This is a genomic window from Novipirellula galeiformis, from assembly GCF_007860095.1.
Classification (GTDB): domain Bacteria; phylum Planctomycetota; class Planctomycetia; order Pirellulales; family Pirellulaceae; genus Novipirellula; species Novipirellula galeiformis.
Genome location: NZ_SJPT01000002.1, coordinates 715612 through 742277, shown reverse-complemented (window position 1 = coordinate 742277; position 26666 = coordinate 715612). Strand labels below are relative to the sequence as shown.

The following is a 26666-nucleotide window of genomic DNA, read 5'->3' as shown; positions in this document are numbered from 1 at the left end:
TTCGGGCTACTTCAGAAATTGGACGATCGACTCGATGGATGTGCCGGGGCCGAAACAGGCTCGCGCACCGAGTCGTTTTAGCTCTTGTTGATCGGCGTGTGAAATGATCCCGCCCACGATCACGCCGACGTGGTTCAGATCGCGTTTTCGAAAAGCCTGCAATAATGCGGGGATGAGTGTCATGTGGGCGCCGTTGAGCACGCTGATTCCAACCCAATCGACATCCTCGTCCTCGGCGGCCTGGGCGACCGACTCGATGGATTGCCAAAGGCCGCTGTAAATCACATGGAACCCCGCGTCTCGCAATCCGCGAGCGACAACCTTGATCCCACGGTCATGGCCATCAAGTCCGACTTTGGCCAACAAGATTCGTTTAGCAATGGTTTGTTGTGTCATAAAATGGATTCCCCCACCACTACCAAGCCGCAGCAGGTCGAAAGCGTCCGTACACTTCAGCCATCGCATCCATGCACTCTTGCACCGTCGCTCGGGCATCGGAAGCTTGTAACAATGCCGCAAACACATTGTTTCCCGTTTCTGCTGTCTGCTTTAGCTGCGTCAGCGTGCGGCGAACCTCGTCACCGCTGCGTTGCTCTTTGACGGTGCGTAGTGATGCAAGTTGATCGTCCTCGGTGGACTCGTCGAAGGGCATCACCGAGATCGGTTCCTCGTTGGCTTGCTGGAACGCGTTGACGCCGACAATCAATTTCTCTTGTGCGTCGATCGCTAATTGATACGCGAACGCTGCGTCAGAAATCTTGCGTCGAAAATAGCCGTTTTCGACCGCAGCGATCATGCCCCCTTGGTCGGCGATCTCAGTAAAGTATGCACGTGCGTCCTGCTTCATTTGACGCGTAAAACTCTCAATGAAGTAACTGCCGCCCAATGGGTCAACGGTGTTGGTGACTCCGGTTTCATGGGCCAATACCTGTTGCGTGCGCAAGGCGAGCGTTACCGCATGTTCACTCGGTAACGCTAACGTTTCGTCCATCGAGTTGGTGTGCAGCGATTGGCATCCGCCCAACGCCGCTGCGAGTGCTTGGTATCCAACACGCACCAAATTCACCTCTGGCTGCACCGCTTGCAGCGCGCAACCTGCTGTTTGAGCATGAAATCGAAGTTTCCATGCAGCTTCGGTCTTCGCGCCAAACTCATCTCTCATCGTCGCCGCCCACAACGCGCGGGCGGCTCGGTACTTGGCCACCTCTTCGAACAGATCGTTGTGGGCGTTGAAAAAGAAACTCAATCGTGGCGCGAACGCGTCCACGTGCAGGTCGCGAGCGAGGCACTGGCGAACATAGTGATGTCCGTCGGCCAAGGTGAAGGCTAATTCTTGTGCCGCGGTGGAACCGGCCTCGCGAATGTGATAGCCGCTGATGGAGACCGTGTTCCATAACGGAACATGCGGCGTACAAAACTCAATGAGATCAACAACCAAACGGACCGAAGGCTCGGGGGGGAACACGAATTCGTTTTGTGCGTGGAATTCCTTCAGAATGTCATTTTGAATCGTGCCACGCAGTGCTTTCCAATCCCATCCCCGCTGGCGCGCAGCCGACAAATAGAACGCCATCACGACAATCGCGGGAGCATTGATCGTCATCGATACCGACACTTGGTGCAAATCGATCCCGTCGAACAACGCGAGCATGTCATCGACGGTATCGACCGCCACGCCGAGTCGCCCGACTTCACCACAGCAGCGAGGATCATCGCTGTCGAGCCCCATCAACGTCGGCAGGTCGAAGGCCGTGCTGAGTCCGGTTTGCCCCTGATCGAGCAAAAAACGAAAGCGAGCGTTCGTGTCGCGTGGTCGACCAAAGCCGGCAAATTGCCGCATTGTCCACAATCGTCCCCGATACATCGATGCGTGGATTCCCCGTGTGTAGGGAAACTGGCCTGGTTGTCCCAACTCCGCCTCTGGGGAAAAACTTGGCAAGTCGGCGGGGGTGTACAAGGGCTTGATAGACGCCCCGCTAAGGGTCGTCCTTACCAATTTCTCAGCGATGGGTTCATCGTTTACCGATTGCATGACGAGCTCCAATCAAGTTGATACAATTGATTATACGCGAGTTTAAAAATGGCAAGTCCCATCTGGGCTGCTAAGCCACTCTTCCGCGAGCTAGCTATGTCCGCGTCGCAACCCTCAACTGCAGGGCAACGTTTCCGTTGGGCGGTTGACCGTGAGCTTCCGCTGCAAGTCCCTGGCGCGGTAAACGCCATGTGTGCTCTGTTGGCCCAACGAGCAGGATTTCGGGCGCTCTATTTGTCTGGATCGGGAGTGGCAAGCGCTTCGCACGGGCTACCCGACTTGGGAGTGACGACACTCGCGGATGTCCTTGATGATGCTCGGCGGATCACGTCGGTGACCGACTTGCCGCTCTTGGTCGATGCCGACACCGGTTGGGGAAGTGCGTTAATGATCGAGCGAACCGTGCGCGAGCTTATCCGCGGCGGTGTGGCGGGGATGCATCTGGAGGACCAGGTCGACGCCAAGCGATGCGGCCATCGTCCGGGCAAACAACTCGTTTCGGTACCCGAGATGAACGATCGCTTGAAGGCGGCGTTGGATGCGCGAAGCGATTCGAGTTTCGTGATCATGGCGCGGACCGACGCGGCGTCGGTCGAGGGGATCGATGCGGCAATCGAACGTGCGACGCAGTATGTCGAGACCGGGGTGGACATGATTTTTGCCGAAGCGCTGACGTCGCTCGATGAATACCGGCAATTTACTGCGGCGGTGGAAATTCCGGTGTTGGCGAACATCACCGAGTTCGGGCGAACGCCCTTGTTTTCAGTGGACGAACTGCGCGATGCGGGTATACGATTGGTGTTGTACCCGTTGACCGCCTATCGGGCGATGAATGCCGTGGCCGCACGCGTCTACGAAACACTGCGTGGTGCAGGGACCCAAATTGATTTGATCGATTCGATGCAAACACGAGAGGAGCTCTACGAAGTACTCGATTACTACGCGAAAGAACTGTCCGAAGGCAAATCAAACCGGAAATAGTGAGGGCTATTATGATTCAAACACAGTCATCAGGCATGGCGGGCGTCGTCGCCGGTCACACCGCAATCAGCACGGTCGGCAAGAAAGGATTCGGATTAACCTATCGCGGTTACGCGATCGAGGACCTAGCCGAGCACGCGTCGTTCGAAGAGGTGGTTTGGTTGTTGCTGAACGGCGAATTGCCGAGCTACGAACAACTCGTCGCGTTCCGAGAAGACTTAAGAAGCCAACGGGCGCTTCCCGACGCGTTGAAGACAATTCTCGAGCAATTACCCGCAACGTCGCATCCCATGGATGTGCTACGGACGGGGTGTTCGGTACTCGGTTGTCTTGAGCCCGAGAGTTCATTCGACGAGCAACACGCAATTGCGTTACGAATGTTGGGCACGTTTCCGTCGATGCTTTGCTATTGGCATCACTTTCATCATGGTGGCCATCAAATCGAGGTCGAGACCGACGATTTGGACTTGGCGGGACACTTCTTACATTTGTTGCATGACACGTCCCCCTCGGAACATCTCGCTCGAGCGCTTGATGTATCACTGATTTTGTACGCCGAACACGAATTCAACGCGTCAACGTTCGCTGCCCGAATCACGGCGTCGACGATGTCGGACCTGTACTCGGCGGTCACCACCGGGATCGGAACGTTGCGCGGTCCATTGCATGGTGGCGCCAATGAAGCGTCCATGGAGTTGATCGAAACTTATGTCGACCCCGAAGCCGCTGAGGAAGGTGTGCTGGCAAAACTGAATGGGAAAGAGAAGATCATGGGCTTCGGACATCGAGTCTACAAATCGGCTGACCCTCGATCTGAGATCATCAAACGCTGGTCACAGTCGCTTTGCGAAGAGACCGCGCTGACACAACTGTACGCGATTGCCGAACGTATCGAAGGGGTGATGCGCCGCGAGAAAGGGTTGTTCCCGAATCTTGATTTTTATAGCGCCACGGTTTTCCATTGCCTGGGCATTCCGACATCAATGTTCACGCCGCTGTTTGTTTTTGCCCGGACGGCGGGATGGTGTGCACACGCCTTTGAACAACGTGCGGAGAATCGCTTGATCCGTCCGGCGGCCGAGTACAGCGGTCACGGGCCAAGGTCATTCGTGCCAATCGAGGAACGGCCGTAAAGGGACCACGCCGAACGCCAATCATCGGGGGCCCACCTGGGATGAAGATCGGGTTGAAGCGGAGGCGAGCGTCGCCCCAGCAACAGCATGGGTTGCCGTCGGGCGTTGTGAGTAAAGCGTAGCGTCGGGGCGACGTGATTGGTGACCTGAACGCGTTTGTTGACCTGATGCAGCGCGATCTTCGCCCTCGGAGGCGGCCGTGGATCTCATCGGCGACTTTAACGGGTATTGCACAAAACAGGGCGTCCACTACAATAGCTTGCCTGTAGTTAGCCAAGGCTAAGTTCAGTGTTGGCCAGCTCTCCGTATCCGATGAGGTATTTGGTGGATAAGTCATTTGTGTTGTTAGTGGGGTTATTGGTCTTAGCAGGCTGTGGCCCCTCGACGTCCAACTCGGACAATGCCTCCACTAACGGCGATCCTGCAGCGAAACTCTATCGCGGCGAGTACCCGATCCGGGCGATTGCGACGGTGGGGATGGTGGCAGACATCGTTCGCACCGTTGGGGGCTCGTATATAGAGGTGACTCAGATCATGGGCGCCGGAGTCGATCCGCACCTGTACAAAGCGACGCGTGACGATGTCCAAATGATGATGGATAGTGACGTGGTTTTTTACAGCGGCTTGATGCTGGAAGGTAAAATGACCGACGTCTTGGTCAAGATCGCACGCGGCAAACCCGTGGTGGCGGTGACTGAGTCCATCGACGAAACCTACCTGCTCGAGCCCGAGGATTTCGCGGGGCATCCCGACCCCCATGTTTGGATGGACGTGTTGGCGTGGTCAAAATGCGTTGACGCGGTAGCCAAGGCGTTGGCTGATTTTGATCCGTCGCATGCCGCTGCTTATGACGCTAACGCAGCGGCGTATACAAAATTGCTTGGCGAGCTGCACGCGTATGGCAAGCAATCGATCGGCTCGATTGCCCGCGATCGCCGCGTCTTGATCACATCTCATGATGCCTTCAATTACTTCGGTCGCGCTTACGAGATGGATGTCCAAGGTGTGCAGGGGCTCTCGACTGAGTCGGAGGCGGGGTTGCAGCGCATCAATGAACTGGTGGGGATGATTAGTGAGCGTGGGATCCGCTCGGTGTTTGTTGAGACGAGCGTTCCACGCAAGAACATCGAGGCGTTGGTCGAAGGCGTTCGCGAGCGTGGCAAAGAAGTGAGCATCGGTGGTGAACTTTATTCCGATGCAATGGGGCCGGACGGAGAGTATGAAGGCACCTATGTCGGAATGATCGACCACAATCTCACCCTAGTCACGCGCGCGCTCGGCGGCGATGCACCCGAACACGGTTTCCAAGGCAAACTATCGCACGCAGCGGGGCCCACTCGATAATGGCCGGTATTGTCAACACGAGCACGACCGCGGTGAATTCCATTCCCTTGTCAATTGATGATTTGACGGTCGCGTACCACCGTAAACCGGTGATTTGGGATGTCGGCTTTGATCTGCCCCCAGGTTCACTCGTGGGGGTGGTTGGTCCCAATGGAGCCGGGAAGAGCACGCTGCTCAAAGCAGTGATGGATTTGATCCCGCGAGCTTCGGGACGGGTCAAGGTGTTTGGCCAGCCGTACGCTAAAATGCGGGGGCGAGTGGGCTATGTGCCGCAGCGAGAAACGGTCGATTGGGACTTCCCGGTGGATGCCTTGGACGTGGTCACGATGGGGTTGTATCGTGAAATCGGCTGGTGCTTGCCGGCACGTAAAAAGCATCGCGAGGCGGCGATGGAAGCGCTTGACCGCGTTGGGATCGCCGATCTCGCCAAACGCCAAATCAGTCAACTCTCGGGCGGGCAACAGCAACGCACCTTTTTGGCCCGGGCGCTGGTCCAGGATGCCGACTTGTATTTGATGGATGAACCGTTTGCGGCCGTCGATGCGGCCACCGAGTTGGCGATCGTCGACGTGTTACGAGAGATGCAGACGCGTGGTAAAACGGCCGTTGTGATCCATCATGATTTACAAACGGTTGCAGAATTCTTTGACTATGTCGTGCTGCTCAATATGCGTGTCGTCGCTCACGGCCCGGTGGACCAAGTTTTCACTCCGGAGAATCTGCAAAAGACCTACGGCGGTCGGTTGACGCTGTTGGACGAGGTTTCCGAGGCGATGCGTCAGCGAGAACGCTCGTTATGAACGCCGTTGCCATCCTATCGGTGGGCGTGCTTGCCGCAGGTAACTTTCCCTTCGCCCAAGTGGTAGCGGCCCAATCGATCACCGATCGACGACTGCAATGGCCCTCCTGGGAACAATGGACCGAGTTGCTGTTGCTACAGCAATACAACACGCGAGTGGTGATTTTAGGGGTCGCATTGCTGGGGTGTGCCGCGGGCATGGTGGGCAGTTTTACGCTATTGCGAAAACGGGCCTTGATGGGGGACGCGCTTTCGCACGCCACGTTGCCTGGAATTGTCTTGGCATTTCTGATCGCGACCTGGGTCGGGGCGGACGGGAAATCCTTGCCGATTCTGCTCTCCGGAGCGACGATCACCGGATTGCTCGGGTTGGCCGTAATATTGCTGCTTCGTCATGCAACTCGGCTCAAAGAGGATACCGCGCTCGGAGCGGTGCTGAGCGTCTTCTTTGGCGGCGGAATGGCATTGTTGGGCGTGAGCCAGCAAATGCAACAAGGCCATGTGGCGGGGCTCGAATCGTTCATCTATGGCAAGACCGCTTCGATGGGACTGCAGGACGTTCGGTTGATCGGATTCGTCGCAGCCGGATGTATCGGGGCCTGCTTGCTGTTGTTCAAAGAGTTCAAACTGCTCTGTTTTGATGAAGGATTTGCTGGGGCGCGTGGGTTTCCGACCATCCGTTTAGACATCGCATTGATGGGATTGGTGGTCACGGTCTGTATTGTCGGACTGCAGGCGGTTGGACTCATATTGGTGATCGCGTTATTGATCATTCCTGCAGCGGCGGCCCGTTTCTGGACCGAAAAATTGTGGGCGATGTTTTTGATTTCCGGGCTGATTGGCGCGATCAGTGGGATGTTGGGTGGCGGTGTCAGTGCCTTGTTTTCGCGGCTGCCGTCCGGCGCGATGATCGTGTTGGTATGCACCGCGTTCTTTCTCTTAAGTATGCTGCTGGGCACATCGCGCGGAGTGTTGGTTCGTTCGTTGCGGCGAAGACGGCTCAACCGCGCCATCGACCGTCAACATCTGCTGCGAGCCGCGTTCGAATTGAGCGAGGCGGAATCCGCCCAGAAGCCTGACATCAAATTTGCGGAGCTGTTGGACCAACGCAGCTGGTCACCTCGACGGTTGAGACGAGCGATCCGTCGGGCGCGGCGATCGGGCATGCTACTTCAAATCGGCGAACGAATCGGCTTGACCAAAGCAGGGTTCGCCGAGGCGGCGAGGTTGACGCGTCAGCACCGTTTATGGGAGCTGTTTTTGATTACTTATGCCGACGTTGCTCCCAGCCGAGTGGACCGACAAGCCGATGCAATTGAACATGTGTTGGAACCCGAGCTGGTTCGTGAACTCGAGGCCATGTTAGACCGACAAGACACCTTAGTTCCGCCAAGTCCGCATCCGTTGACGGAGGTGTCGTAGATCATGTTGACGGCGAATTGGAGTTGGAGTCTCGACGGTTGGATCATCGCCGCAGGTATTTTGGCGGCCGTTGCCGCTGCGTTGTTGGGTAACTTCCTCGTGCTGCGGCGCATGAGCATGCTTGGCGATGCGATCAGCCACGCGGTGTTGCCGGGCTTGGCTGCGGCTTTCTTTTTAAGTGGAACACGCAACAGTTTGCCGATGTTTTTGGGCGCCGTGATCGTGGGCGTGATGACGGCGCTGTTTACTCAGTGGATCCGTGGGGTCGGAAAAGTCGATGAGGGAGCGTCGATGGGGGTGGTGTTCACTTCGTTATTCGCGCTCGGCTTGGTGTTGATCGTTCAAGCGGCCGATCACGTCGACCTCGATCCAGGATGCGTGCTCTATGGGGCGATCGAGTTGACGCCGTTGGATAAAATCGTGGTGGCGGGTTTTGAGGTTCCTCGAGCGGTCGCAACGCTGGGGACCGTCGCGATGCTCAATGCGTTGTTTGTCCTCGTATTCTATAAGGAACTGAAACTCAGCTCGTTTGATCCGGCGTTGGCAACCACCAGCGGATTTAATGCCAACTTGATGCACTATTCGTTGATGGTGCTTGTGGCGGTGACCGCGGTGGCTAGCTTCGAAAGTGTCGGAAACATCTTAGTCGTGGCGATGTTTGTGGTTCCGCCTGCGACCGCGTTCATGTTGACCGACCGGTTGCCAATGATGATTGGTTTGAGTGTCGTGTTAGCCGCGTTTGCTGCGGTGATTGGACATTTTGGCGCGGTCTCGGTTCCCGCGTGGTTCGGATATCGCAGCACCACGACGGCCGGGATGATGGCGGTCGCGACGGGAGTGCTCTTGTTGCTGGCGGTCGCCTTTTCGCCACGCCATGGCGTGATCGTAAAATGGGTGCGTCAACGGTTGTTGTCGCTTCAAATCTTGACCGACGATGTGGTGGCGTTGCTGTACCGGCGCGAGGAACGTGATTTGCCTCAGTCTCCCTCCACCACCGAGTTGGCTCACGATCTCTTAGCCGGTTCATGGTCGCTGTGGTTTGCGATTCATCGCTTGCGGTATCGGAGCGAGGTCATCGTCCAACAGGGGCAAGTCGCATTGACCGACGTTGGTCGCAATCATGCCCGCCAACTCGTTCGTTCGCATCGATTATGGGAGCAATATCTGTTGTCCAGGGCGAGTGTGAATGAAGAGCGATTGCACGAGAAAGCCGAGCAATTTGAGCACTTTACCGATCGGCAAATGAGGACCCAGTTGAACGACGAAATGGATGCCCCCATCCAGGATCCTCACGGCAGCAGGATCCCGTCGGAGTCTGAGGGCGAACAATGAGCCCGCGAAACCAGCGAAACAAGGTGTGCCGAAGGCCTTGGGTGGCAAAACCGTATTAGGCCACCGGACCAGTTCCGAGGTTAGCTGTCGAGGTTATCTTTTTGAGTCATCTGTCTAGGTCATCGAGCACACGCTTTGGACTCGTGTTTGATGAGCGAAGCGTTGGGTTTGACGCAGCCAATTTTTGGGGGAACACTAACTCGCAGTAATCGCCCACGAATCGAAATTCCGACGGCGAGCATTCAAAATCGCGAGCATTCGAAATCGCGAGCTCGCCTAACCGAACGGCCACCGGGATCTTGCGCGACCACGCCACTGAATTCTGGCTTGACTTCGTTCCTTAGGCAAACATGCGGTTCAGTGGCTACTCGGTTTTAGCGGTCGCAAACGGATTTCTTGGGATGAGTGCTACCGCCGCGGATTTTGGGCGGATCGTCAGCATGAGCGAGATCATGCCGTAGAGCGTGATTTTCATTTGCGTTGCAAATCCACTACCGCGAACACTCTCATCGGCTTCGACTAGCGATTCACCACCGGTCGCAGCCAGAGCGTTGATTGGCAATTTAGCCGACACGGTTTCCACGGGCATCGAGTCTTGTTCACGATTTCTCAGCGTCGCCGCGATCTCTGCATCGGCATCTCGAATGGCCTCGGCGGCAAGTTCGAGTGCGGAGGTTCCCTTGTTCATCAAAACACGCACCTGCGAACTCTCGATGGGAGGTGGTGTGGAGAGCACGTGCCGAGACGAACTCGCGACTTGGCGTTCCGTTCCCGCTTGGTCGCGTTCCGCAATGTGCCGACTCACGTGGTCGACGCTTTGCTGAGCTTCCGGTTCAATCACTTCGCCCGCCGCCAAGAGCTCGAACGCCATATAGGTCTCAGCCACCGCATACTTGGCAATCGATTCGGTGCGTAGAGAATCCAAAGCGTCATTCTCGGATTGATTGGAATTTTGAAAATAGCGAAAGGGGCTGCTCGACGCGAAACCGATTTCCTTCGGCGCAAGCGAAGCGGTTTGCGGCGTGGACCTTAGCGGCGCGGAGGGCGATGTCGCAACGATTGCGATCGGCGATGAACGCATTTGCGTTTCGACGTCCGCGGCGTTTTTCACGCCGCTGCCGGTTATCCGCAATGATCCGTCAAACATTTGAACGGGTTCGATATCGGTCGCAGCGTCTTGTTCGGCTTCACTCGTTTCTACGACGGGCGGATCGGGCTGACAAATTTCTTCCTCTTTGCCAACGTAATCGTCGATCGTGTCAGGGCGACAATTCGAACGCACGTTTCCATTGGCCGCCTCCGAAATCTTAGTCGGCATGGCGCTGTCGTCCGCGGATTTGAACGCTGGTACGCCTGAGAATTCACGCGTGGTCGGATCGGCGGCCAACGCAACGTGGCGCGTTATTTCATCACGGGGGTGATCGCTTGACTCAAACGCAGTGTCGCTTGCGGGCGGAAACGCGGAGTCGGCACCGAGATCGGCCACGCCAGCCAACAGGGTACGAGGCTCCAAACGCTCGATTCTCATCGTCGTATGTCGATGACGAAGAGGGGCGGTGGTACGATATTTCCTTTGCTGACGCGCCATTGGTCCCTTCCTTACCGCCCGTTATTTGTTGCTCGAAGCCACGTCCATTGCACGCCGTCGTGGTACGCTGTGTCGGGATGTTCCCGTTCCAGCGCGAGCGGGGCTCCTGACTTCTTAATTCGACTCAGAGTTTGGTCGAGAAGTTCGCGATGACTTTCCAAATACTCCCGATAGCCTTGATGAAATGGGGCTTGTTTAACCGCCTCGGCTTGCAGTTCCATGGCTTCGGTCACCCGGTCGACGGCGGCGGCGAGGTTGCCACAGCGTTGTTGGACCATTCCGATGTTGTGCAACACGCCACCCAACCGACTTATCGAATCCGCATGATTTGCCTGGACGGCTAGCCGGTTTCGAAATGTCGTCTCCGCTATTTTGAACTCGGCTAACGCGGCCTCGGCTTGGGCGTCTTCGCCCGAACCTTGACTCCAAATCAATTGGCCGAGATTGTTGTGTGCGATCCCCAGTTGTTCCTGGGTATCAATATCGTTGAGGTTGTTCTCGGCAGCTTGATTGAGCATTTCGATCGAAAGCCGGACATGCTTTGTCGCCAAGTCGTAGTCACCTTTGCGACTGAGTAGCGTAGCCAGATTGTTCTGCGCGACGGCCCACTGGGTCGCAGGCGTCAGAGAATTGATTGCGGTCTCGAGCTTCCAGTCACGCTGGCTTTGCGCACCGGACAACGCACCCATGGTTTCAAGATCATCGATGTTTGTTTTAAGTAACCCTTCGGCCCGTGCGATGTCATTGTCAAGTAAGATCGCGGCGAGCACATTGCGGGACTCGATTAGTTGCTGCCACGCGTCCCAATCGGGCGGCGCACTGCCAAGCACCTCCGTCAGCCGGGATTCAATCTCGACAAGTAATCGCTCGGCTTGTTGCTGCTCCGCACATTGCCAAAGTAGCAATGCAAAATTATTCTGAGTCATTGCCCACTCGCGTAAAAAGCGAGCTGAGTGGACGTGGGATGCCAACAGTGAATTTTGTAATGCCGTCGCTTTGCGATAGCTCGCCAAGGCCTCGGTAAACCGGCCCTGTTCCTTCCGCAGCGTCGCCAAATTGTTCAGACACAATGCAAAGTCGGCCTGGACTTCCGCGTTCCACTGGTCGCCATCCTGAACCGCTTCGTAGCTACGCAGCGATTCTTGGTACTTCGATTCGGCGGCAGCCACATCTCCCAAATGAGAGTAGGTCGCGGCGAGGCGAAATTGCACCTTCGCCAATTCTGTCTGCAGTGACGGTTCGTGTTCGGCATAGCGAAGGAAGTCTAAGTAGTAGCGTTCAGCTTCACGTAACATCTCCATCCGCAATGGAGCGACGACTTGCACCGCGGGCAGTCGTTGCGTCATCAAACCGCCCATTCGATCGACTAAAGCGTGAGCTTGATCAAGGTGTAAATGGGCGCGAGCGGTTGCTTGTTCTTTAAGCCGACTTTGGTGTGAGATCAATAGGGTAGCGAACGTCAAGCCAACCATGACTACGATCGCAATCGCAAAGGAGACCGTCACCAAGCGTTGCCGACGAATCGCCCACTTAAAGGCGCGTTCGACCGGGGTTGGACGACGAGCTAAAGTCGGTTTCCCCTCGAGGAAACGTCGAAGGTCGTTCGCCATTTCCCCAGCGGTGGCATATCGATCATCCTTTCGTTTGGCGATCGCTTTTAGCATGATCGTTTCGAGGTCGATCGCGATCGATTGATTCAGCCGCCGCGGCGGGGTGGGCATGTCGCTCTCGATCGCCGCGAACAATTGGTCGCGATTCACGTCGGTGAATGCCGGGCGCAGGGTTAATAATTCGTACAGCGTGACGCCGAGCGAATAGATATCGGTGCGATGATCGATTTCTTGTGGACGTCCGCCGATTTGCTCTGGGCTCATGTAGCGGGCGGTTCCCATTACCTTGCCCTCGACCGTCAGGTCGCCGAGCCCACGCACTCGAGCTAATCCAAAGTCGGCAACCCAGACCTTCCCCGCTGAGTCGATCAGCAAGTTCGATGGCTTGATGTCACGGTGTACCACGCCCTGTTGGTGGGCAAAATCGAGCGCATCGGCAACACTAATGATCAAGTCAACCGTATTCTCGATGAAGTTGCGGTTACGGATGGTTTGGACGGTGGTCCCCGCATCGATTCGCCGTGTGTTCTCTTTCGACGGGGAATCCAGCGATCCTGGGCGGGCACTCGTAGCGGATCGACGCGAGCTCCCTTTCATCCGATCCCCGATCGGCAGCGCGATCGTCGATTCTTCATCGGGATCAAAAATCGCAACGGGTTTGACCGGCTCGATGTTGTTACCTTGACCCTCCCCAGACATCTCTTTGATAACCTGTTCGAGCGTATGTCCATCAATGAGTTGCATGCTGTAATAGTGCACGCCCCGTTCGCAACCGACGGCAAACACCGGAACGATATGGGGATGGTGAAGCGAAGCGGCGGCCTGGGCTTCGTTGCGAAAACGTGCGACTTGTTGTTGATCCAACACCGCCGCAAATGGCAGTATCTTGATCGCCACATTCCGCCTTAACGACATTTGCGTCGCTTCGTACACCACGCCCATCCCGCCGCGTCCGATTTCGCGTCCGAGCCGATAATCACCCAGCAGATTCGTGTCGGCTGCCGCTGAGGGGTCTGACATAATATCGGGTGGATTCAACGGAGCACTCGCCCGGCAAAGCAGGTCCAGACTTTCCAAATGTCCCCTACAGTGGTCGAACAACTCCGGATGCTCTTCGAGCAACACTGCGGCACCGCTGGTATCACCCTGTTCCAACCGGCAGGCGTATTGATCGAGCAACTCCGCCAGGCGTAACTGCTCTGCTTCGGGTAAATCAAGCCAACCGGCCGCATTGACGCGACCTGTGCTGGGCGTGTTTGACGGCGTCCAAGGGGTGGGAATCATGAGTTTATCGCCATCGTTAAACGAAGTTGTTCAATTGCCCTTAACCACAGCATTCGTGCCGCCCCCGGCGTCCGCTGCATCCGCTCTGCGACCAAGCGGAAGGGCAATCCGTCGAGATGTCGCAGCACGATCACTTGGCGATAGTCTGAGGGCAAGGTTTCAAGTGCGTTTGCCATTCGCGTGAGCGACTCTTGATGATCGGCCTCGGAGGCTGGGGTGCGACGACGGTCGAACAATAATGCCGAAAGACGCAGGTGTGACCGGTCGATGGCGCCCGAGAAATTCTCGATCACTTGTTCGCGACGTACGTCACGCTTTGCAGCTAACATGTGGGTTCCCACCGCTTGAGCCAGATTGTGGACGAGGATTCGCCGAAGCCATCCGGTGAATTCTTCGATGGTCGTCCCTTGGAATTTAGCAAAGTCACGATGCGCTTCGAGTAAGGTTTCTTGAACCAAGTCCGAGGGACTCACGCGGTGCTGGATGCGTTTGTCTAACTGGGTTCGCGACAGCACCTTCAAATAGCCGATGTAGCTTGGTAGCAACGTTTCAAGGCTCTCGCGATCCCCTTGGATTGCTCGGCGTAAGCGTTCCGACGCAGCATCAAGTTTTGTTTCATTCAACACCGCTCGTCTCCTTACCTATCCAGGCTGACTTTGGACGAATCCGTCACTGCATTAAGATAAATAATTTCCGAACTTGTTCAATTCGGATCCCGTTTCCCCCTTCACTTCGTCGAGCACTTTGTTGATTGCAAACGCGGTTAGGAAGACGTAAGTCATTAACCTGCGAAGGGTTAAGCGGAGCGAATGCGGTCCGAGGTAGGCTCGAGGTAGGCTCGAGGTAGGCTCGAGGGGCCGCAAACACGACGATAGCAAATAGGCTCGAATGATTCGGCGAGAATGTTCATGGGCCGATGGGCGGATGGGGGACGTAATCCCGTTGGCCACGATCCCGTTGGCCACGATTCCTGTGGCCACGATTCCTGTGGCCACGATTCCCGTTGGCCACGATTCCTATGGCCACGTGTACGGCGGCCAGTCGCATGCGGCTAAGGGTGAGGCAAGGCTCCGGCGTCGGTGCTTCTTTAATCCGCAAATGGATACGACGAGTTTTCTCACGTTGGTGACACCAGCCACGTTTGTAAGCAGCCAAAGCGAGTCTCCGCCGCGAATTCCACGGTTCAAGGACTTTGGGAGGCGTACGGACAAAGGGTTGCACTTTTACCAACCGACAACCCTGAGCGACGAGGTGGCCGACGTGACACCGCTTCGCCTAATCAGGCCCGCTATCACAAAGACCTATGTGTGGAGAGTCGGGACGGTTGATTGGCGACTTGGTCTTGGTCTATCTGGTTCAGCGTTTGGCGTGGGAAACGATCGAAGTACGCCATCGAATGCGACTTGATCCTCCACGGATCACCGTTCTGGGTGACGAACAGCCCTGGGATCTGCTGAGCGTAAGCTCGTTCGGGAGCAAAACGTAGTCGATGCGGTATTACGCGCCGAAAAGGTTGGAACCCGCAGACTCGCTAAGGTCTTGAACGGACCTTGAGATTGGAGCGGATACGTTGCGGAAGCGAAACTACGATGATTCCCCGGTTAGTCGTTTGTCATTGTTGGGGAGAAAGGAGGATTTCGTGTTCGAACCGCTCGCGAGCGGGAATCCAGGTCATGGATCGCATTCGATTTTCAACAGATCGAGAGAGAGTGGACGACGCGGGCCTCGCCATAGGGAGTGGTGTGATCAAAAGGCGGTCCCAGACGAACCCAACATGTCCGGCTGCCACGTTAACAGTTGTGTTCTGTTATAATTCGCTGACGTGATGTTCCCCAGTGCCGACTGAGCCCCTAAGCCCAGCATCGGTAGGTGCCCTGCCATGACCGCCACTATCGACCGATTGATGGGATGTTTAATGATTGGACGAAGGCCTCGGCCCGCGCAGCGATTGTGTGCGGCGTTTCTCTTGATGATCCTTTCGTTTACGTTTTCGTCCTATCTTCTCGCGGTTGACTTCACGAACGACATTGAACCGATCCTACAGGAGCACTGTCTCGATTGTCATGGTGAAGATGAACCCAGCGGTCAACTCCGACTCGACCGGTTGGCTAACATGCTCCGCGGTGGCAACTCAGGTGAAGCGGCGGTGGTGCCGGGTGACCCGGCCGCTAGTTTCTTGGTGAAATTGATCAAACACCAAGAATCTGGGCTTGAAATGCCTCCCGATGACTCTTTGTCCGCCGAGCAGATCAAACACATCGAACGATGGATTGCCGATGGTGCCAAGACACCTGAACACTACGGCCCCGCGACCGAGACGACTGAATTGACGCACTGGTCATTCCGTCGAGTCACGCGTCCGGTCACGGCCGATAACATCGATGGATTCATTCGTCACAAACTCAGCACGATCGGGTTGTCGCCATCGCCACAAGCGGATCGTCGGGTGCTCATACGGCGGTTGTATCTCGTGATGCTCGGATTGCCCCCGACACCCGAACAAGTCGACGCGTTTGTCAACGATCCCGAGGAACACGCGTGGGGCAATCTTGTCGATCGGGTGCTTGCTAGCCAGCATTACGGCGAGCGATGGGCCAGCCATTGGCTCGATCTGGTTCGCTTTGCTGAAACGCATGGTTTTGAAATGAATCGCGAACGGCCAACGGCTTGGCGTTATCGGGACTGGGTCATCGGTTCGCTTAATGATGACAAACCTTACGATCAATTTGTTCGTGAACAAATTGCGGGCGACGCAATGGGATCCGCGATCGGAACCGCGTTCTTAGTGGCTGGGCCCGTAGACCAGGTCAAGAGTCCGGACGCGAAATTGTTGCAAATGCAACGCATGAACGAACTCGATGACATGATCAATACCTGCGGTACCGCGTTCTTGGGGTTAACCACGGGGTGCGCTCGGTGCCATAACCACAAATTTGATCCGATCACTCAGAAAGACTACTACGCAATGCAAGCCGTCTTTGCGGGAGTTCAACATGGCGATGGGGTGATCCCGTTAAGCGAGCAATCCAAGCAGAAGCTTGCCGAGATTGAGCACGAGATCCAGGGCTTAGAGGATTCGTTGGCGAAATTCGTGCGGGGCCGTAATTCGAGTCTGTTCGCGATCGATGACGCGGAGGCTGAACCGCGGGTGACACCCTCCGGCGTCGCTGCGGACCTTGGTGGCGTGAGCCCCAATCTCGGTGGCGGCCGTTATACGTGGTGGAAAAATGAGTTTAAAAAAGAGGTCGTTCACTACCAACCGAATCAGCGTGGAAGGTATCGGATTTGGCTCAGTTGGGGCGCTGGCTTCAAATCGCATACCACCGATGCTCGCTATATCCTGCAATCCGGCACCGGGCGAACCGAAATCGCGAAGATCGATCAACAACGACTCGCCGACGGATCAGGGCAGCCGACAGGCGTAAAACTTTGGAGCGGATTGTACGACGCTGGTGTGCATTGGATTGAACCCAACGATCGGATCGTTCTCGAAGGGGGCGAGAACGGCAGCGCCATCACCAGTGATGTGATCGTGTTCCAAGCCGTATCAGAAGACTCGGGCACTGCGTCTCATGCACCTCGTGAAAGCGTTAAAGCAACGCACAACATCGAACGCTTTCCAGCACGCCAAGCAAAGTACGTTCGCTTTTGGATCGATGCAACCAATGGAAGTGAGCCTTGTATTGATGAACTTGAAATTTTCTCGGGCGAGCTTAACGTCGCTCTCGCTAGCAGCGGAGCCATTGCGACGTCCTCCGGCGATTTCAAGCATCCGATACACAAGCTAACACAGATTAACGACGGTCAATACGGTAACCAACGCAGTTGGATCGCTGCTGCCGAGTCGGGAGGGTGGGTCCAGATCGAGTTGCCGGCGGTGACCACGATCGATCGGATCGAATGGGCACGCGATCGCGAAGGGCAGTACCAGGATCGCCTCGCTATTGAGTACCGCATCGAATGTGCCTCCGACCCCGGCCACTGGGAATTGCTGGCGTCTTCGGCCGATCGGTTGACGCCATCGAAGTCGACGAACCAGTCCCCCTACGTGTTCACCGGATTCCCCGAGTCGGACGTTCAACAAGGCCAGGCTTGGCTTGAGCGATTGGAACAAATCCAGGCGGAAAGAGCTGAACTGCAATCGACGACGAAAGCTTGGATTGGACGGTTTAAGCAACCCGGTCCAACGTATCGTTTGTACCGTGGTGAACCGGATGCGAAACGTGACCGAGTCGGGCCAGACGGCATCGCGGTTTTCGCGTCGCTCGACTTGCCTCTCGATACGCCCGAACAGCAACGACGAGAGGCATTCGCCGATTGGGTGACCAGCAAAGAAAACCCGCTGACCGCTCGAGTCATCGTCAATCGACTTTGGCAGTTTCATTTTGGGGTTGGCATTGTAGACACGCCAAGCGACTTCGGGCTCAACGGAACCGCACCCACGCACCCTGAATTACTCGATTGGCTAGCGGTTGAATTGATGGAGAGTGAATGGTCGCTCAAGCATCTTCATCGGCTGATCTTGAATTCGCACACGTGGCAACAATCCAGTCGCCCCACGCCTCAAGGACTCAACGTGGACGCCAATGCTCGGCTGCTGTGGCGGTTCCCGACGCGACGACTCGAGGCCGAGGGGATTCGCGATTCGATGCTGGCGGCCAGTGGCTCGTTGGATCTCGCAAAGTTGGGCGGTCCAGGCTTCAGCGGTTTTGAAGTGGAGCTAGAGAACGTCCGGCACTACCATCCCAAATCCGTCTATGGGCCTGAGGATTGGCGCCGCATGATTTACATGACCAAGGTCCGCCAAGAAAGAGAGCCGGTCTTTGGCGCCTTCGATTGCCCCGATGCGAGCATGGTCACTCCTAAACGCAGCCGATCAACCACGCCGCTGCAAGCGTTGAATCTTCTCAATAGTCCCTTTGTGATGCAGCAGACGGGAATACTTGCCACGCGATTGCAACAAGAAGCGGATTCAATTCCTGCACAGATCACGCGTGCTTGGCAGCTCTGTTTCCAGCGACGACCGTCGCAGCAGGAAATTCGCGATAGCACGCGGTTCATTGAACAGCATGGGCTCGATCAATTCACTCGCGTGATTCTGAATTCCAACGAGTTCGTCTTCATTCCCTAATCAATGTCTGCGGAGCACCATGAACGAACTTCTTCATCGACGCAAATTCTTGGCGGACGCTGCGACCGGGTTGGGCGGGATCGCCTTGACGAGTCTACTCGATCAACAACAATTGCTTGCCAAAACGCCCTCTTCCGTTGGGCCATCGATTGATCCGGCGCGTCCCTTTGCCGCACGTGAACCGCACCATCGTGCCGCAGCGAAAAACGTGCTGGTTATTTTCTGTGCCGGTGCGTGCAGCCAACTCGATACGTTTGATTTTAAACCCGAGCTGATTAAGCGGAACGGTCAACCCCTTCCCGGTGCCGAGAATCTTGTCACATTCCAAGGCGAGCAGGGCATGTTGACCCAAAGCCCTTGGGAGTTCAAACCACGAGGCGAGTCGGGCAAGATGGTTTCCGAGTTATTGCCCAACTTAGCGGAACTCGCCGATGACATGTGCTTTCTGCATTCGTTGACGGGAAAAACTAACACGCACGGTCCCGGCGAAAATTTAATGTCGACCGGGAATACGCTCGATGGTTTCCCGAGCATGGGCGCTTGGACGACGTGGGCACTCGGAACGGAAAATGAAAACCTACCATCCTACGTCGCCATCGCCGATCCTCGTGGCACCCCTCAGTCGAGCGTTAACAATTGGGGGCCTGGTTTTCTGCCGGCCGCATTTCAGGGCACGCAGTTCAATGCCACCAAGCCACTGAGCCACCTGGAGATTCCGCCGGGCACCTCCGCCCAGACCGATCGCGCCACTCGTAAATTCTTGGAACAGATGAACCAACGACATCTCGAGCAGTTCCCGGGAGACAGCGAACTTGCCGCACGGATCTCCAGCTACGAACTCGCCGCTCGGATGCAATTGAGCGTGCCGCAAGTGACCGATTTAACGACCGAGACGAAGCACACTTGGCGTGCCTATGGAGCTGACGATACCAAAAATCCGCTGAAGGCCGATTTTGCCAAGAATTGCATTTTGGCTCGGCGTTTGATCGAGCAAGGCGTGCGTTTTGTTCAGCTTTTTAACGGAGCCTATCAAACGGGCGGCGAAGGGGTCAGCAATTGGGATGGCCACAAACATCTCTTCGAGCAATACAGTCAACACGGCCCGGTGCTGGATCAGCCATGCGCGGCGTTACTGCGAGATATGAAGCAGCGAGGATTGCTCGAGGATACGCTGGTCGTGTGGGTCACTGAATTTGGTCGAATGCCTACGTTTCAAAAGGGGGCCAGCGGGCGCGACCACAACCCCGAAGGCTTCACCGCATGGATGATGGGCGCGGGAGTCAAGGCACCGTTCACTTACGGAGCCACCGATGAATTCGGCTATCGAGCGATCGAAAACGTCTCGACGGTGTACGATCTCCACGCCACCATCTTGCATTTGCTGGGCCTCGATCACGAGCGGTTGACCTATTATTACAACGGTTTCGAGCGACGCCTAACCGATGTGCATGGTCATGTCCTCGAAGATATCTTGACGAAGGGATGAGCCTTGAAATAGCGAGATCGTAATCGCGACGACGAAGCTAGGACGGTAGAGTCTTTTCGCACAGCTTGTAGAGCCGGCTCCTACCGGATAGCTGGTGATTGGGCGGTGGGATCCGGAGCTACATCCCATATCAATTCTTAGTGTGCCCTAGTTTGCACGGTGTCCGGCGACATCGCCCATGCGTGCATAGAGTTCGCGTTGCTGCGACGAGTGGTGCAGTAGATCTTGTGTGAATTGGATTCGTCCGGGCTCAAATAAAACCATCGTCATCGATCCGCCAAAAGTGAAGTATCCTTTGTCGCCGCCCTTGGGGACGTCCCCCGCTGCGAACGTTTGCCATATTCCTCCGACACAGGCCGCTCCGACCTCGATCATCTGGACCGTACCCAACGCCGCGGTATCGATCTCGGTCAGCACCCGTTTGTTCTCCCACAGGATCGCCAATCGTTTGCGCAACGCAATCGGATTGACCGAAGATAGCGATCCCGGGATCATCGTTGTCTCCTTCGCTTTGCCGGCAACGGGAAAGTGAAAACGATGGTAATCGACCGGACAAAGACGCGAGATCAACATACTGCCTCGGGCATATCGGTCCGCCAACTCCCGACTTCCAAGTAGCCGGGCGAGGTCCATTTTTTGGCTTTTCACCCAAAAACCATCCGCGAGTGAGACATCCGCGATCGCCAAATGACGCCCGTCTGCGGGGAACACAATGGAGTCGGAGTTGTCATCGATTGGGCGTGCCGACGGCTTCAGTTTGCGATAGAAGAACTCGTTAAAGCTACGGAATGACTCGGGAGCATCGAGAAACTCGTTTGGATCGAGTCGGTAGGTTTCAATAAATGGCAACACCTTCGCTCGGCTGGCGGGGCGATCCATCCGCCATCCGTACCATTTTGAAAACCAGACACGTTTGGCGGCCAAGGCAAGAGCGATCTGACCGGCCCGACTTTCATACGTCCACCGCAAGAACGATTCGCCGTAAATCTCCTCTTGTTCGATTTGATCCGTATATCGGTTAAAAAACGTGATCGGAAGGCGTGGTGGAGGGGTGACCATATCAATTTGCATCCGTAACCAGATAGGCTTTCAATCTTTGTCGCTCGACCATTCGGCACTCCACCCTCAAGCATGACAATACGCCGTTGTCACGATCGGGGGCCCATATCGGTTCTCACGCAGTGTGACTTGACGATAGGGCGAAACTCGAAAGGTTGCTTTTTGGGGCGACTAATAACGCGTCAGAGTATGCACTATGCCGCCTCACGCGGGAAGCTAACTAAGTCTCGGACTCATGCTCTGCTCCAGACGTTAACGCTGGACCGACGGATTCCTCCTCCGTTGCGACTTTCCAGCGATTGTCGTCGGACGCTTAACATGCGGCCACTTGTTCGATGACGCGTTGATCGAACGCCCGATAAGGAGGCCGTTATTGGGGGGGCAGCAAGATGATAACGCAGTGAGCATGATGCGGGCTACCGAGGTCCGATCACACGCCACGCCCGACCACGACGACGTTTCCACATCGCAATGCACCAAGAACGCTCTCGGTCATGTGGATGCATGGGGGGATGTCGTTCAACAATACTCGGTGCATGGCCGAAGATGCTTGCGAAGACGCGAAGCAGGGGAAGGATTTGAACCTGCTTTCCCGATGCTTTTGCTGACAGCGAACCGCAACGCAGTGTTGCGGAAGTGGCGCGTCCTAACCGCGGTCGAGGGATCTAAAGTCAAGCCGAATGCAGGCCGCTGCGTCGCTTGAGTCCGCGAACCCAGGAAGGGATCATCGTGCCGTTAACGCCCTCCGTTTCTCCGACGCAACCGAACACAATCTCGCAGAGACAAGGATCGGAATTTGACGCTCAGTCGGTTGCAAGACGTTTAGACCGCGGGGGTTTGCTTGGCGATCCCACGGAGGCGTGATTGTCGTGGTGCGTGACTCATCCATCAACGCTCACCGGCATTACCTCGTTGCCTTAGTTCGGCAAGCGGGAAAGGGAATTCAGGAACGGATTGGCCAAGCAGTTGATCAGCGAAATTGATAGGCGGGGTTCGTTTTGTCGAAATCGGCGTCTGTCAGTCCCACGTTAAGCTTCAGGTCGAGGTAAGTATATTCAGCCAGCAGCACAGGATCATCGCTTCCTTCGGCCGGCCAATCATACGACTCATAGCGAATCGGAATCTTCAGCTCATTGTCAACATAGATTCGGGCGAGATGAGACTCGAAATGGTCGCGGCGTTTGGGATGGGTCAAGTCGATTCGAGTACAAACACGATCGTGTAGCTTGACATCGTCCCGCAGCGTTACGGTGTGTTCGTTATATACCAACTCTCTTTTCCCAACGTCGGCAATACGCTGGATCAGGCGTTTGATTCCAAGTTCGGTGATTGGATACAAACTATCGTGCATTGCGATCCGGCCCGTGGGATCGAGTGACAAGACCAAAAACGCCAACCGCGCCCCTCCATTGCGAACGAGTAGTTTCCCATCGTTTTGGCCATCCACATACAGCACTTCACGCTGTTTCACTTCTTCGGGTGCCTTGAATTTGACGTAAATGCTTAAGGGTGTCACGATTTTCCCATTCTCAATTCTTTGATGTCGCACCTTGGCATCCAAGTACCTTGGCGACTGAAGACGTCCCTTAACGCGTTCCCGCACCACGACGGTGCATGTGTAATCTCGAATGTCGTTGCAAACAAATTGGTAGCTTGCATCGGCTAACTCTAAGACCGCCCTCAACCGTTCGTATTCCTGGACCTCTCCGTTCAATTTCCTCAGATGGTCGACGGTGAGGTGGCTCACGCTGGCGATTCTTGGGGACGCATCGGAGTCGCGGTCGAGTTGACCGGGTTCGTCGCCGACCAGAATGGCCCCCGGTAATGCGAGCTGGAAGAGAATCGTGGAAACGACGATGGAAAAGGTCTTCATTGTCAGTCCCTCGTGCGATGGAATGAAGAATGGAACAGGAAAACAAAATCAAACGATGGGCTTCTGCATCGCACCACCTGGAGACTCACGCTTGTAGGAGCAAATGAGACTTACGCAGTGGGGGCGAGTTGTGGGATGAAAACGAATCATGCTCGTGTCGTTCGCCTCCACTCGTTGGCTGCGACACGGTGGCAGCTAGCAGGTGCGTTTGGCCAAACTCCGTTGGCACCCTGGATTCTTTGGCTCATGGCGTGATCGCTTGAATGAAATTGCGGATGGGTCGCCCTGGTATGTAAACCTTGGGACGAACGATCACGGGGGGATTAATCACCTGGGGTGCGTTCCACTGCGAGACCGTGGGAACAGCGATCGTTCCTTGATTCGCTCCAGGCACAACCGGCGAATAGGACACGACTGGTTGAGGATAGGGAGTGCCATCTACGAGGGGACGGTAGGCAATCACAGGAGTTTGAACGTTGACGGGGCGGTAGCTCATAACAGGCCGATAGCTCACGACGGGCCGGTAGCTCACGACAGGGCGTGGCGCCGTGTTAAGTGGCACAACCGACGGCATGACTGGCCGCGCAACCACGATCGGATCCGGGGCTCCCGCCGCGATAGGCACCGACGTCGTGGTCCGATAAACAATGATGTCCTGAGCCCAAATGGCATCGGTACCTAACACGAACAAACTACAACAGACAATGAGTGCTTTGACGATCATGAACCTAGGTCCCATCTTGTAACCGTGCTAGATCTTAGAGGCACAAAATCTTAGGGGCACGAAGCGAAACGTGACGGTCACTCCGATCACTTCATTGCCCCGTTCGACTGCATCACCTTGTCACACCAAGTGACCAATGCGATCCATGAGCTAGGTGGCATGCAGCTTGCGTGCCAAACGTCCCGCCTCCTGCATTCACTTTTTGGGGGCACGGAAAGTGTGCCGGCTCGTCCCGAAGTCTCGCAATTTCGGAGCCCGCTTCGCATCGGACTCGGTTAGTGCTTACGATGGCGCGGAGATCAACCAACGTGGTGGATGTGCAATCATCCGCAGCACTTGGGATGCATTGTGAGTGGGTTGCGAAATCCGTCGCCGTCACACTTTTCTCTCACGCAAGCCCGTCCCGATGATCTTAGATTCAGCATTGCCGGAAACGCGATCGCGTCAGCTCGCTTTGCAGCGTCAATGCCATGCAATTGGTTTACGGAATCTTTCGGCTGCGGTGGGTGAGGATCGGAACACAACGCGCATGTCGAACATTTCGTGTGTGTTAAGCAGTCGGTTGCGAGTTTTGGGATCGATTAACGGTCCTGTAATTTGACTGCAGCACAGACGAAATGCGTGGTGAGCGAACCGTCATCTCGGAATCAACGCGTGTCTGGTGAGTACATCAAAACAGCTCAGCATGCCGTGCCAAGTATCGCAATGATGGATCCATTGGTGCTTGGTGTAGGCCCACGAGTCCACTGACACAAAGCTAGCGAAAGTCCGTTGGGGCGATCGGGCGGCAATGGATGTCAGCGGAATCAGTTAACGTCTCGTTGGCGAGCCAACCTAGGGCTTATTGCGATTCGCCCCAGAAATAGCTTGGCCATAATACGGCTCGCACGGTTGCTGACATTAATGCTAGAGCGAACGACGAGATTACCGAGAGCATTAAGATCAGCAGCGATCCCGGAGTGCTAAATAACGAAGCAACGGACGCGACCACGTCGAAAAAAGCAAAGCCAATCCCAACTAAACGTGACATGATATTCCCCCCTGGTGAAACCATTTTCTGCAAAGTTGTGGTTCGTGGGCGACGTCCGCTTGAGATATCACTCGCACGGAACGTCGCAACAGTACGCCTTGTCTCGACGATAGGGTATATCGTCGTTTTGTGATTGCACGCTGTTTCCTTGGGTGTGGGATTCAGTATCAATCACGTGAGTTGGCAAAGCGGTGAGTGCAATTTCTGGGCCGATCTTCCAAATGTTGAAGCGGACCGGGCGAGGGGCCGGCCGAGGGTTCCGCGACCTCGGTGGGCCAAACGTATGCGGTGAAACTTGATGTGCCGAACCAACTTGTTTGCCTACTGCAGTGATTCTCCGGGGCTCATCCACGGTTGCCGAGGGTGGGATGGTCGCAACCTTTTCTCGTGCAACCCTACACCTCGCGACTCGGTTACTGAAAACAAGGACTCCGGCATAACGTGAACCAAGTGCCTAAGTCCGCGATGAAAATTGTCTGGAGCGGTTTGGGGAACTCGACCCACCATTAGCTGAAACCAACAAAACGGCATTTACAGCGAGCCAGGGCCATGCCTCACTTCGTTGCTGGCGACGTTTTGCGAAGCAGTCGATGGTGGTGGGTGTCGCCCTTTACGGAATCTTACTGCAAACCCGGCGCGCACCTTACGGACCACTTGGATGCGGATGCTGTCGCAACTGGAATGATCGGTCATCGCTCACTCGGTTTCGCCGGACCGGTACTTCCGCATGGGATGGAAAGTGTCCGCAGTGGCGGACTTGAAGGCAACGAGCCGTTACGCAATCGGTGACCTCTGTGGCGTGAAGCGTAAAATTAGCTGAACCGCCATCCTGGATTCACTTGGAATGGCAAGAAGCTCTTTTCCCAATTTGCATGCACGTCCGTGTAGGAGTCCTAACCTTCGGTCGTACGTTTAACCGTTGTCTTTGTTGCATTTCCATCATCCAACGCCGCCTTGTCGCAACGACATCGCAGCAACGGTTGATTCACTCAATCTCGAGGAGATAATCATGCCCGCGCAAAAATTGAAACAGTTTTTGGACGATCAAAATGTCCACTATGAAATGATTTCTCATCGGCCGGCGACGTCGGCCATTGCTACCGCGGTCGCCGCCCACGTCCCGCAGCACGACATGGCCAAAACGGTGATGGTCCGGCTCAACGGAAAAATGGCGATGGCCGTCGTTCCTGCATCCCACGATGTTGATCTGCAACGACTCGCTAAGCTCGCGGGGGCCAAAACAGTGACGCTTGCCGACGAAGATGAGTTTCGTGATCTGTTCCCCGATTGTGATCTGGGAGCGATGCCGCCCTTTGGCAATCTCTACGGGATGGACGTTTACGTTGGCGAAGAGTTGTGCGAAGACGATCAGATCGCGTTCAACGCAGGGAATCACAGCGAGCTGATGCAAATGAGCTACCGCGATTTCTCGCGTTTATGTAAACCGACGATCGGCAAATTTGCGATGTAATGCTGTTCAGAGCTGACTCGCTCGCGTGATCGGATCGGTGAAGATGGTTTGAACCCAGCGAACGCGTGACGATTTCCCTCGTCCGAGCGTGTTACCCGTCATCAGCAACGATGGGGATGTCGGTTTAGATTCAAGTTTTCATATCGTTTCTAAACCGACGACGTTGCCGTGGGCCAGCGACGGTCTCGATGATCGTGCCGCGACGTTGCTTTCCGATCCAGCTCGTTTTGTGAGTGCGGACGGCTTTCGATAGGCATGGCGAGGCGAATGGTGGCGCACTCGTCGCACCAAGCGGTGGAAACGACCGCCGTCCCGAAATTGGATCCGACTTGAATCCAGTTTTTCTCGCGTGAAGCCCATCACGCGC

The 26666-nt window shown here is 55.7% G+C and carries 18 protein-coding genes; 10 read left to right on the top strand and 8 right to left on the bottom strand.

The genetic code is table 11. The features are described from left to right. Positions 1-6 precede the first annotated feature (6 nt). Positions 7-396, bottom strand: a complete 390-nt coding sequence (locus Pla52o_RS07765) for a cobalamin B12-binding domain-containing protein (protein ID WP_146594004.1) — start codon at positions 394-396, stop codon at positions 7-9. A 19-nt stretch (positions 397-415) separates the two neighbouring features. Further along, complete coding sequence (locus Pla52o_RS07760; protein ID WP_146594003.1) at positions 416-2032, bottom strand: acyl-CoA mutase large subunit family protein; 1617 nt, start codon at positions 2030-2032, stop codon at positions 416-418. Positions 2033-2080: 48 nt separating this feature from the next. Between Pla52o_RS07760 and prpB the strand changes: the two genes are divergently transcribed. The 6 genes from prpB to Pla52o_RS07730 all read left to right on the top strand — a co-directional run bounded on the left by prpB (position 2081) and on the right by Pla52o_RS07730 (position 9043). Next, the gene (gene prpB / locus Pla52o_RS07755; protein WP_231612166.1) at positions 2081-3013 is read left to right on the top strand and encodes a methylisocitrate lyase; all 933 of its coding nucleotides are present in this window, start codon (positions 2081-2083) and stop codon (positions 3011-3013) included. Positions 3014-3024: 11 nt separating this feature from the next. Next, entirely contained in the window at positions 3025-4146 is a 1122-nt protein-coding gene (gene prpC, locus Pla52o_RS07750) for a bifunctional 2-methylcitrate synthase/citrate synthase (RefSeq protein WP_146594002.1), read from the top strand. A 324-nt stretch (positions 4147-4470) separates the two neighbouring features. Further along, positions 4471-5490, top strand: a complete 1020-nt coding sequence (locus tag Pla52o_RS07745) for a metal ABC transporter solute-binding protein, Zn/Mn family (protein WP_231612165.1) — start codon at positions 4471-4473, stop codon at positions 5488-5490. A gap of 32 nt (positions 5491-5522) precedes the next feature. Continuing rightward, a complete protein-coding gene (locus tag Pla52o_RS07740) occupies positions 5523-6290 on the top strand; it encodes a metal ABC transporter ATP-binding protein (protein WP_146594001.1) in 768 nt (255 codons plus the stop codon). Beyond that, positions 6287-7711: a metal ABC transporter permease gene (locus Pla52o_RS07735; RefSeq protein WP_146594000.1), complete on the top strand. Its 1425-nt coding sequence runs from the start codon at positions 6287-6289 to the stop codon at positions 7709-7711. Before Pla52o_RS07740 ends, Pla52o_RS07735 begins: the two co-directional genes overlap by 4 nt. Positions 7712-7714: 3 nt before the next feature. After that, positions 7715-9043, top strand: coding sequence for a metal ABC transporter permease (locus Pla52o_RS07730; protein WP_146593999.1), 1329 nt, complete (start codon positions 7715-7717; stop codon positions 9041-9043). Between the two features lie 364 nt (positions 9044-9407). Here Pla52o_RS07730 and Pla52o_RS07725 read toward each other — a convergent pair whose 3' ends face one another. The 3 genes from Pla52o_RS07725 to Pla52o_RS07715 form a co-directional block, all read right to left on the bottom strand. Beyond that, positions 9408-10571, bottom strand: coding sequence for a hypothetical protein (locus tag Pla52o_RS07725; protein WP_146593998.1), 1164 nt, complete (start codon positions 10569-10571; stop codon positions 9408-9410). Between the two features lie 71 nt (positions 10572-10642). Continuing rightward, positions 10643-13525, bottom strand: coding sequence for a serine/threonine-protein kinase (locus Pla52o_RS07720; RefSeq protein ID WP_146593997.1), 2883 nt, complete (start codon positions 13523-13525; stop codon positions 10643-10645). Then, positions 13522-14151, bottom strand: coding sequence for a sigma-70 family RNA polymerase sigma factor (locus Pla52o_RS07715; RefSeq protein ID WP_231612164.1), 630 nt, complete (start codon positions 14149-14151; stop codon positions 13522-13524). The genes Pla52o_RS07720 and Pla52o_RS07715 overlap by 4 nt, the downstream gene beginning before the upstream one ends. A gap of 1253 nt (positions 14152-15404) precedes the next feature. On the opposite strand from Pla52o_RS07715, the gene Pla52o_RS07705 reads away from it, so the two are divergent. Together Pla52o_RS07705 and Pla52o_RS07700 are read left to right on the top strand one after the other, a co-directional pair. After that, entirely contained in the window at positions 15405-18656 is a 3252-nt protein-coding gene (locus Pla52o_RS07705) for a PSD1 and planctomycete cytochrome C domain-containing protein (protein ID WP_231612163.1), read from the top strand. A gap of 19 nt (positions 18657-18675) precedes the next feature. Continuing rightward, positions 18676-20142, top strand: coding sequence for a DUF1501 domain-containing protein (locus Pla52o_RS07700; RefSeq protein ID WP_146593996.1), 1467 nt, complete (start codon positions 18676-18678; stop codon positions 20140-20142). 147 nt (positions 20143-20289) lie between these two features. On the opposite strand, the gene Pla52o_RS07695 is transcribed toward Pla52o_RS07700, so the two are convergent. From Pla52o_RS07695 to Pla52o_RS07685, 3 genes are all read right to left on the bottom strand, one after another. After that, on the bottom strand, positions 20290-21213 hold the full coding sequence (locus Pla52o_RS07695; RefSeq protein ID WP_231612162.1) for a phosphatidylserine decarboxylase: 924 nt from the start codon (positions 21211-21213) through the stop codon (positions 20290-20292). A 958-nt stretch (positions 21214-22171) separates the two neighbouring features. Further along, positions 22172-23074, bottom strand: a complete 903-nt coding sequence (locus tag Pla52o_RS07690; protein ID WP_146593995.1) for a DUF1571 domain-containing protein — start codon at positions 23072-23074, stop codon at positions 22172-22174. Positions 23075-23318: 244 nt separating this feature from the next. Beyond that, positions 23319-23813 carry a hypothetical protein gene (locus Pla52o_RS07685; protein WP_146593994.1) on the bottom strand — a complete coding sequence of 165 codons (495 nt, stop codon included), beginning with the start codon at positions 23811-23813 and terminating at the stop codon, positions 23319-23321. Positions 23814-25377: 1564 nt separating this feature from the next. Here Pla52o_RS07685 and Pla52o_RS07680 point away from each other — a divergent pair. Continuing rightward, positions 25378-25617 (top strand): hypothetical protein, encoded by a 240-nt coding sequence (locus Pla52o_RS07680; RefSeq protein WP_146593993.1) that lies wholly within the window; start codon positions 25378-25380, stop codon positions 25615-25617. A gap of 220 nt (positions 25618-25837) precedes the next feature. Further along, positions 25838-26299: an aminoacyl-tRNA deacylase gene (locus tag Pla52o_RS07675; protein WP_146593992.1), complete on the top strand. Its 462-nt coding sequence runs from the start codon at positions 25838-25840 to the stop codon at positions 26297-26299. The last annotated feature ends 367 nt before the right edge of the window (positions 26300-26666 follow it).

What these genes read in the sequence shown, in the direction of transcription:
- Pla52o_RS07765 (WP_146594004.1), bottom strand. Translation starts at nt 396, where the DNA reads ATGACACAACAAACCATTGCTAAACGAATCTTGTTGGCCAAAGTCGGA.
- Pla52o_RS07760 (WP_146594003.1), bottom strand. Translation starts at nt 2,032, where the DNA reads ATGCAATCGGTAAACGATGAACCCATCGCTGAGAAATTGGTAAGGACG.
- prpB (WP_231612166.1), top strand. Translation starts at nt 2,081, where the DNA reads ATGGCAAGTCCCATCTGGGCTGCTAAGCCACTCTTCCGCGAGCTAGCT.
- prpC (WP_146594002.1), top strand. Translation starts at nt 3,025, where the DNA reads ATGATTCAAACACAGTCATCAGGCATGGCGGGCGTCGTCGCCGGTCAC.
- Pla52o_RS07735 (WP_146594000.1), top strand. Translation starts at nt 6,287, where the DNA reads ATGAACGCCGTTGCCATCCTATCGGTGGGCGTGCTTGCCGCAGGTAAC.
- Pla52o_RS07730 (WP_146593999.1), top strand. Translation starts at nt 7,715, where the DNA reads ATGTTGACGGCGAATTGGAGTTGGAGTCTCGACGGTTGGATCATCGCC.
- Pla52o_RS07725 (WP_146593998.1), bottom strand. Translation starts at nt 10,571, where the DNA reads ATGAGAATCGAGCGTTTGGAGCCTCGTACCCTGTTGGCTGGCGTGGCC.
- Pla52o_RS07720 (WP_146593997.1), bottom strand. Translation starts at nt 13,525, where the DNA reads ATGATTCCCACCCCTTGGACGCCGTCAAACACGCCCAGCACAGGTCGC.
- Pla52o_RS07705 (WP_231612163.1), top strand. Translation starts at nt 15,405, where the DNA reads ATGACCGCCACTATCGACCGATTGATGGGATGTTTAATGATTGGACGA.
- Pla52o_RS07700 (WP_146593996.1), top strand. Translation starts at nt 18,676, where the DNA reads ATGAACGAACTTCTTCATCGACGCAAATTCTTGGCGGACGCTGCGACC.
- Pla52o_RS07695 (WP_231612162.1), bottom strand. Translation starts at nt 21,213, where the DNA reads ATGCAAATTGATATGGTCACCCCTCCACCACGCCTTCCGATCACGTTT.
- Pla52o_RS07690 (WP_146593995.1), bottom strand. Translation starts at nt 23,074, where the DNA reads ATGAAGACCTTTTCCATCGTCGTTTCCACGATTCTCTTCCAGCTCGCA.
- Pla52o_RS07685 (WP_146593994.1), bottom strand. Translation starts at nt 23,813, where the DNA reads ATGGGACCTAGGTTCATGATCGTCAAAGCACTCATTGTCTGTTGTAGT.
- Pla52o_RS07680 (WP_146593993.1), top strand. Translation starts at nt 25,378, where the DNA reads ATGCCTCACTTCGTTGCTGGCGACGTTTTGCGAAGCAGTCGATGGTGG.
- Pla52o_RS07675 (WP_146593992.1), top strand. Translation starts at nt 25,838, where the DNA reads ATGCCCGCGCAAAAATTGAAACAGTTTTTGGACGATCAAAATGTCCAC.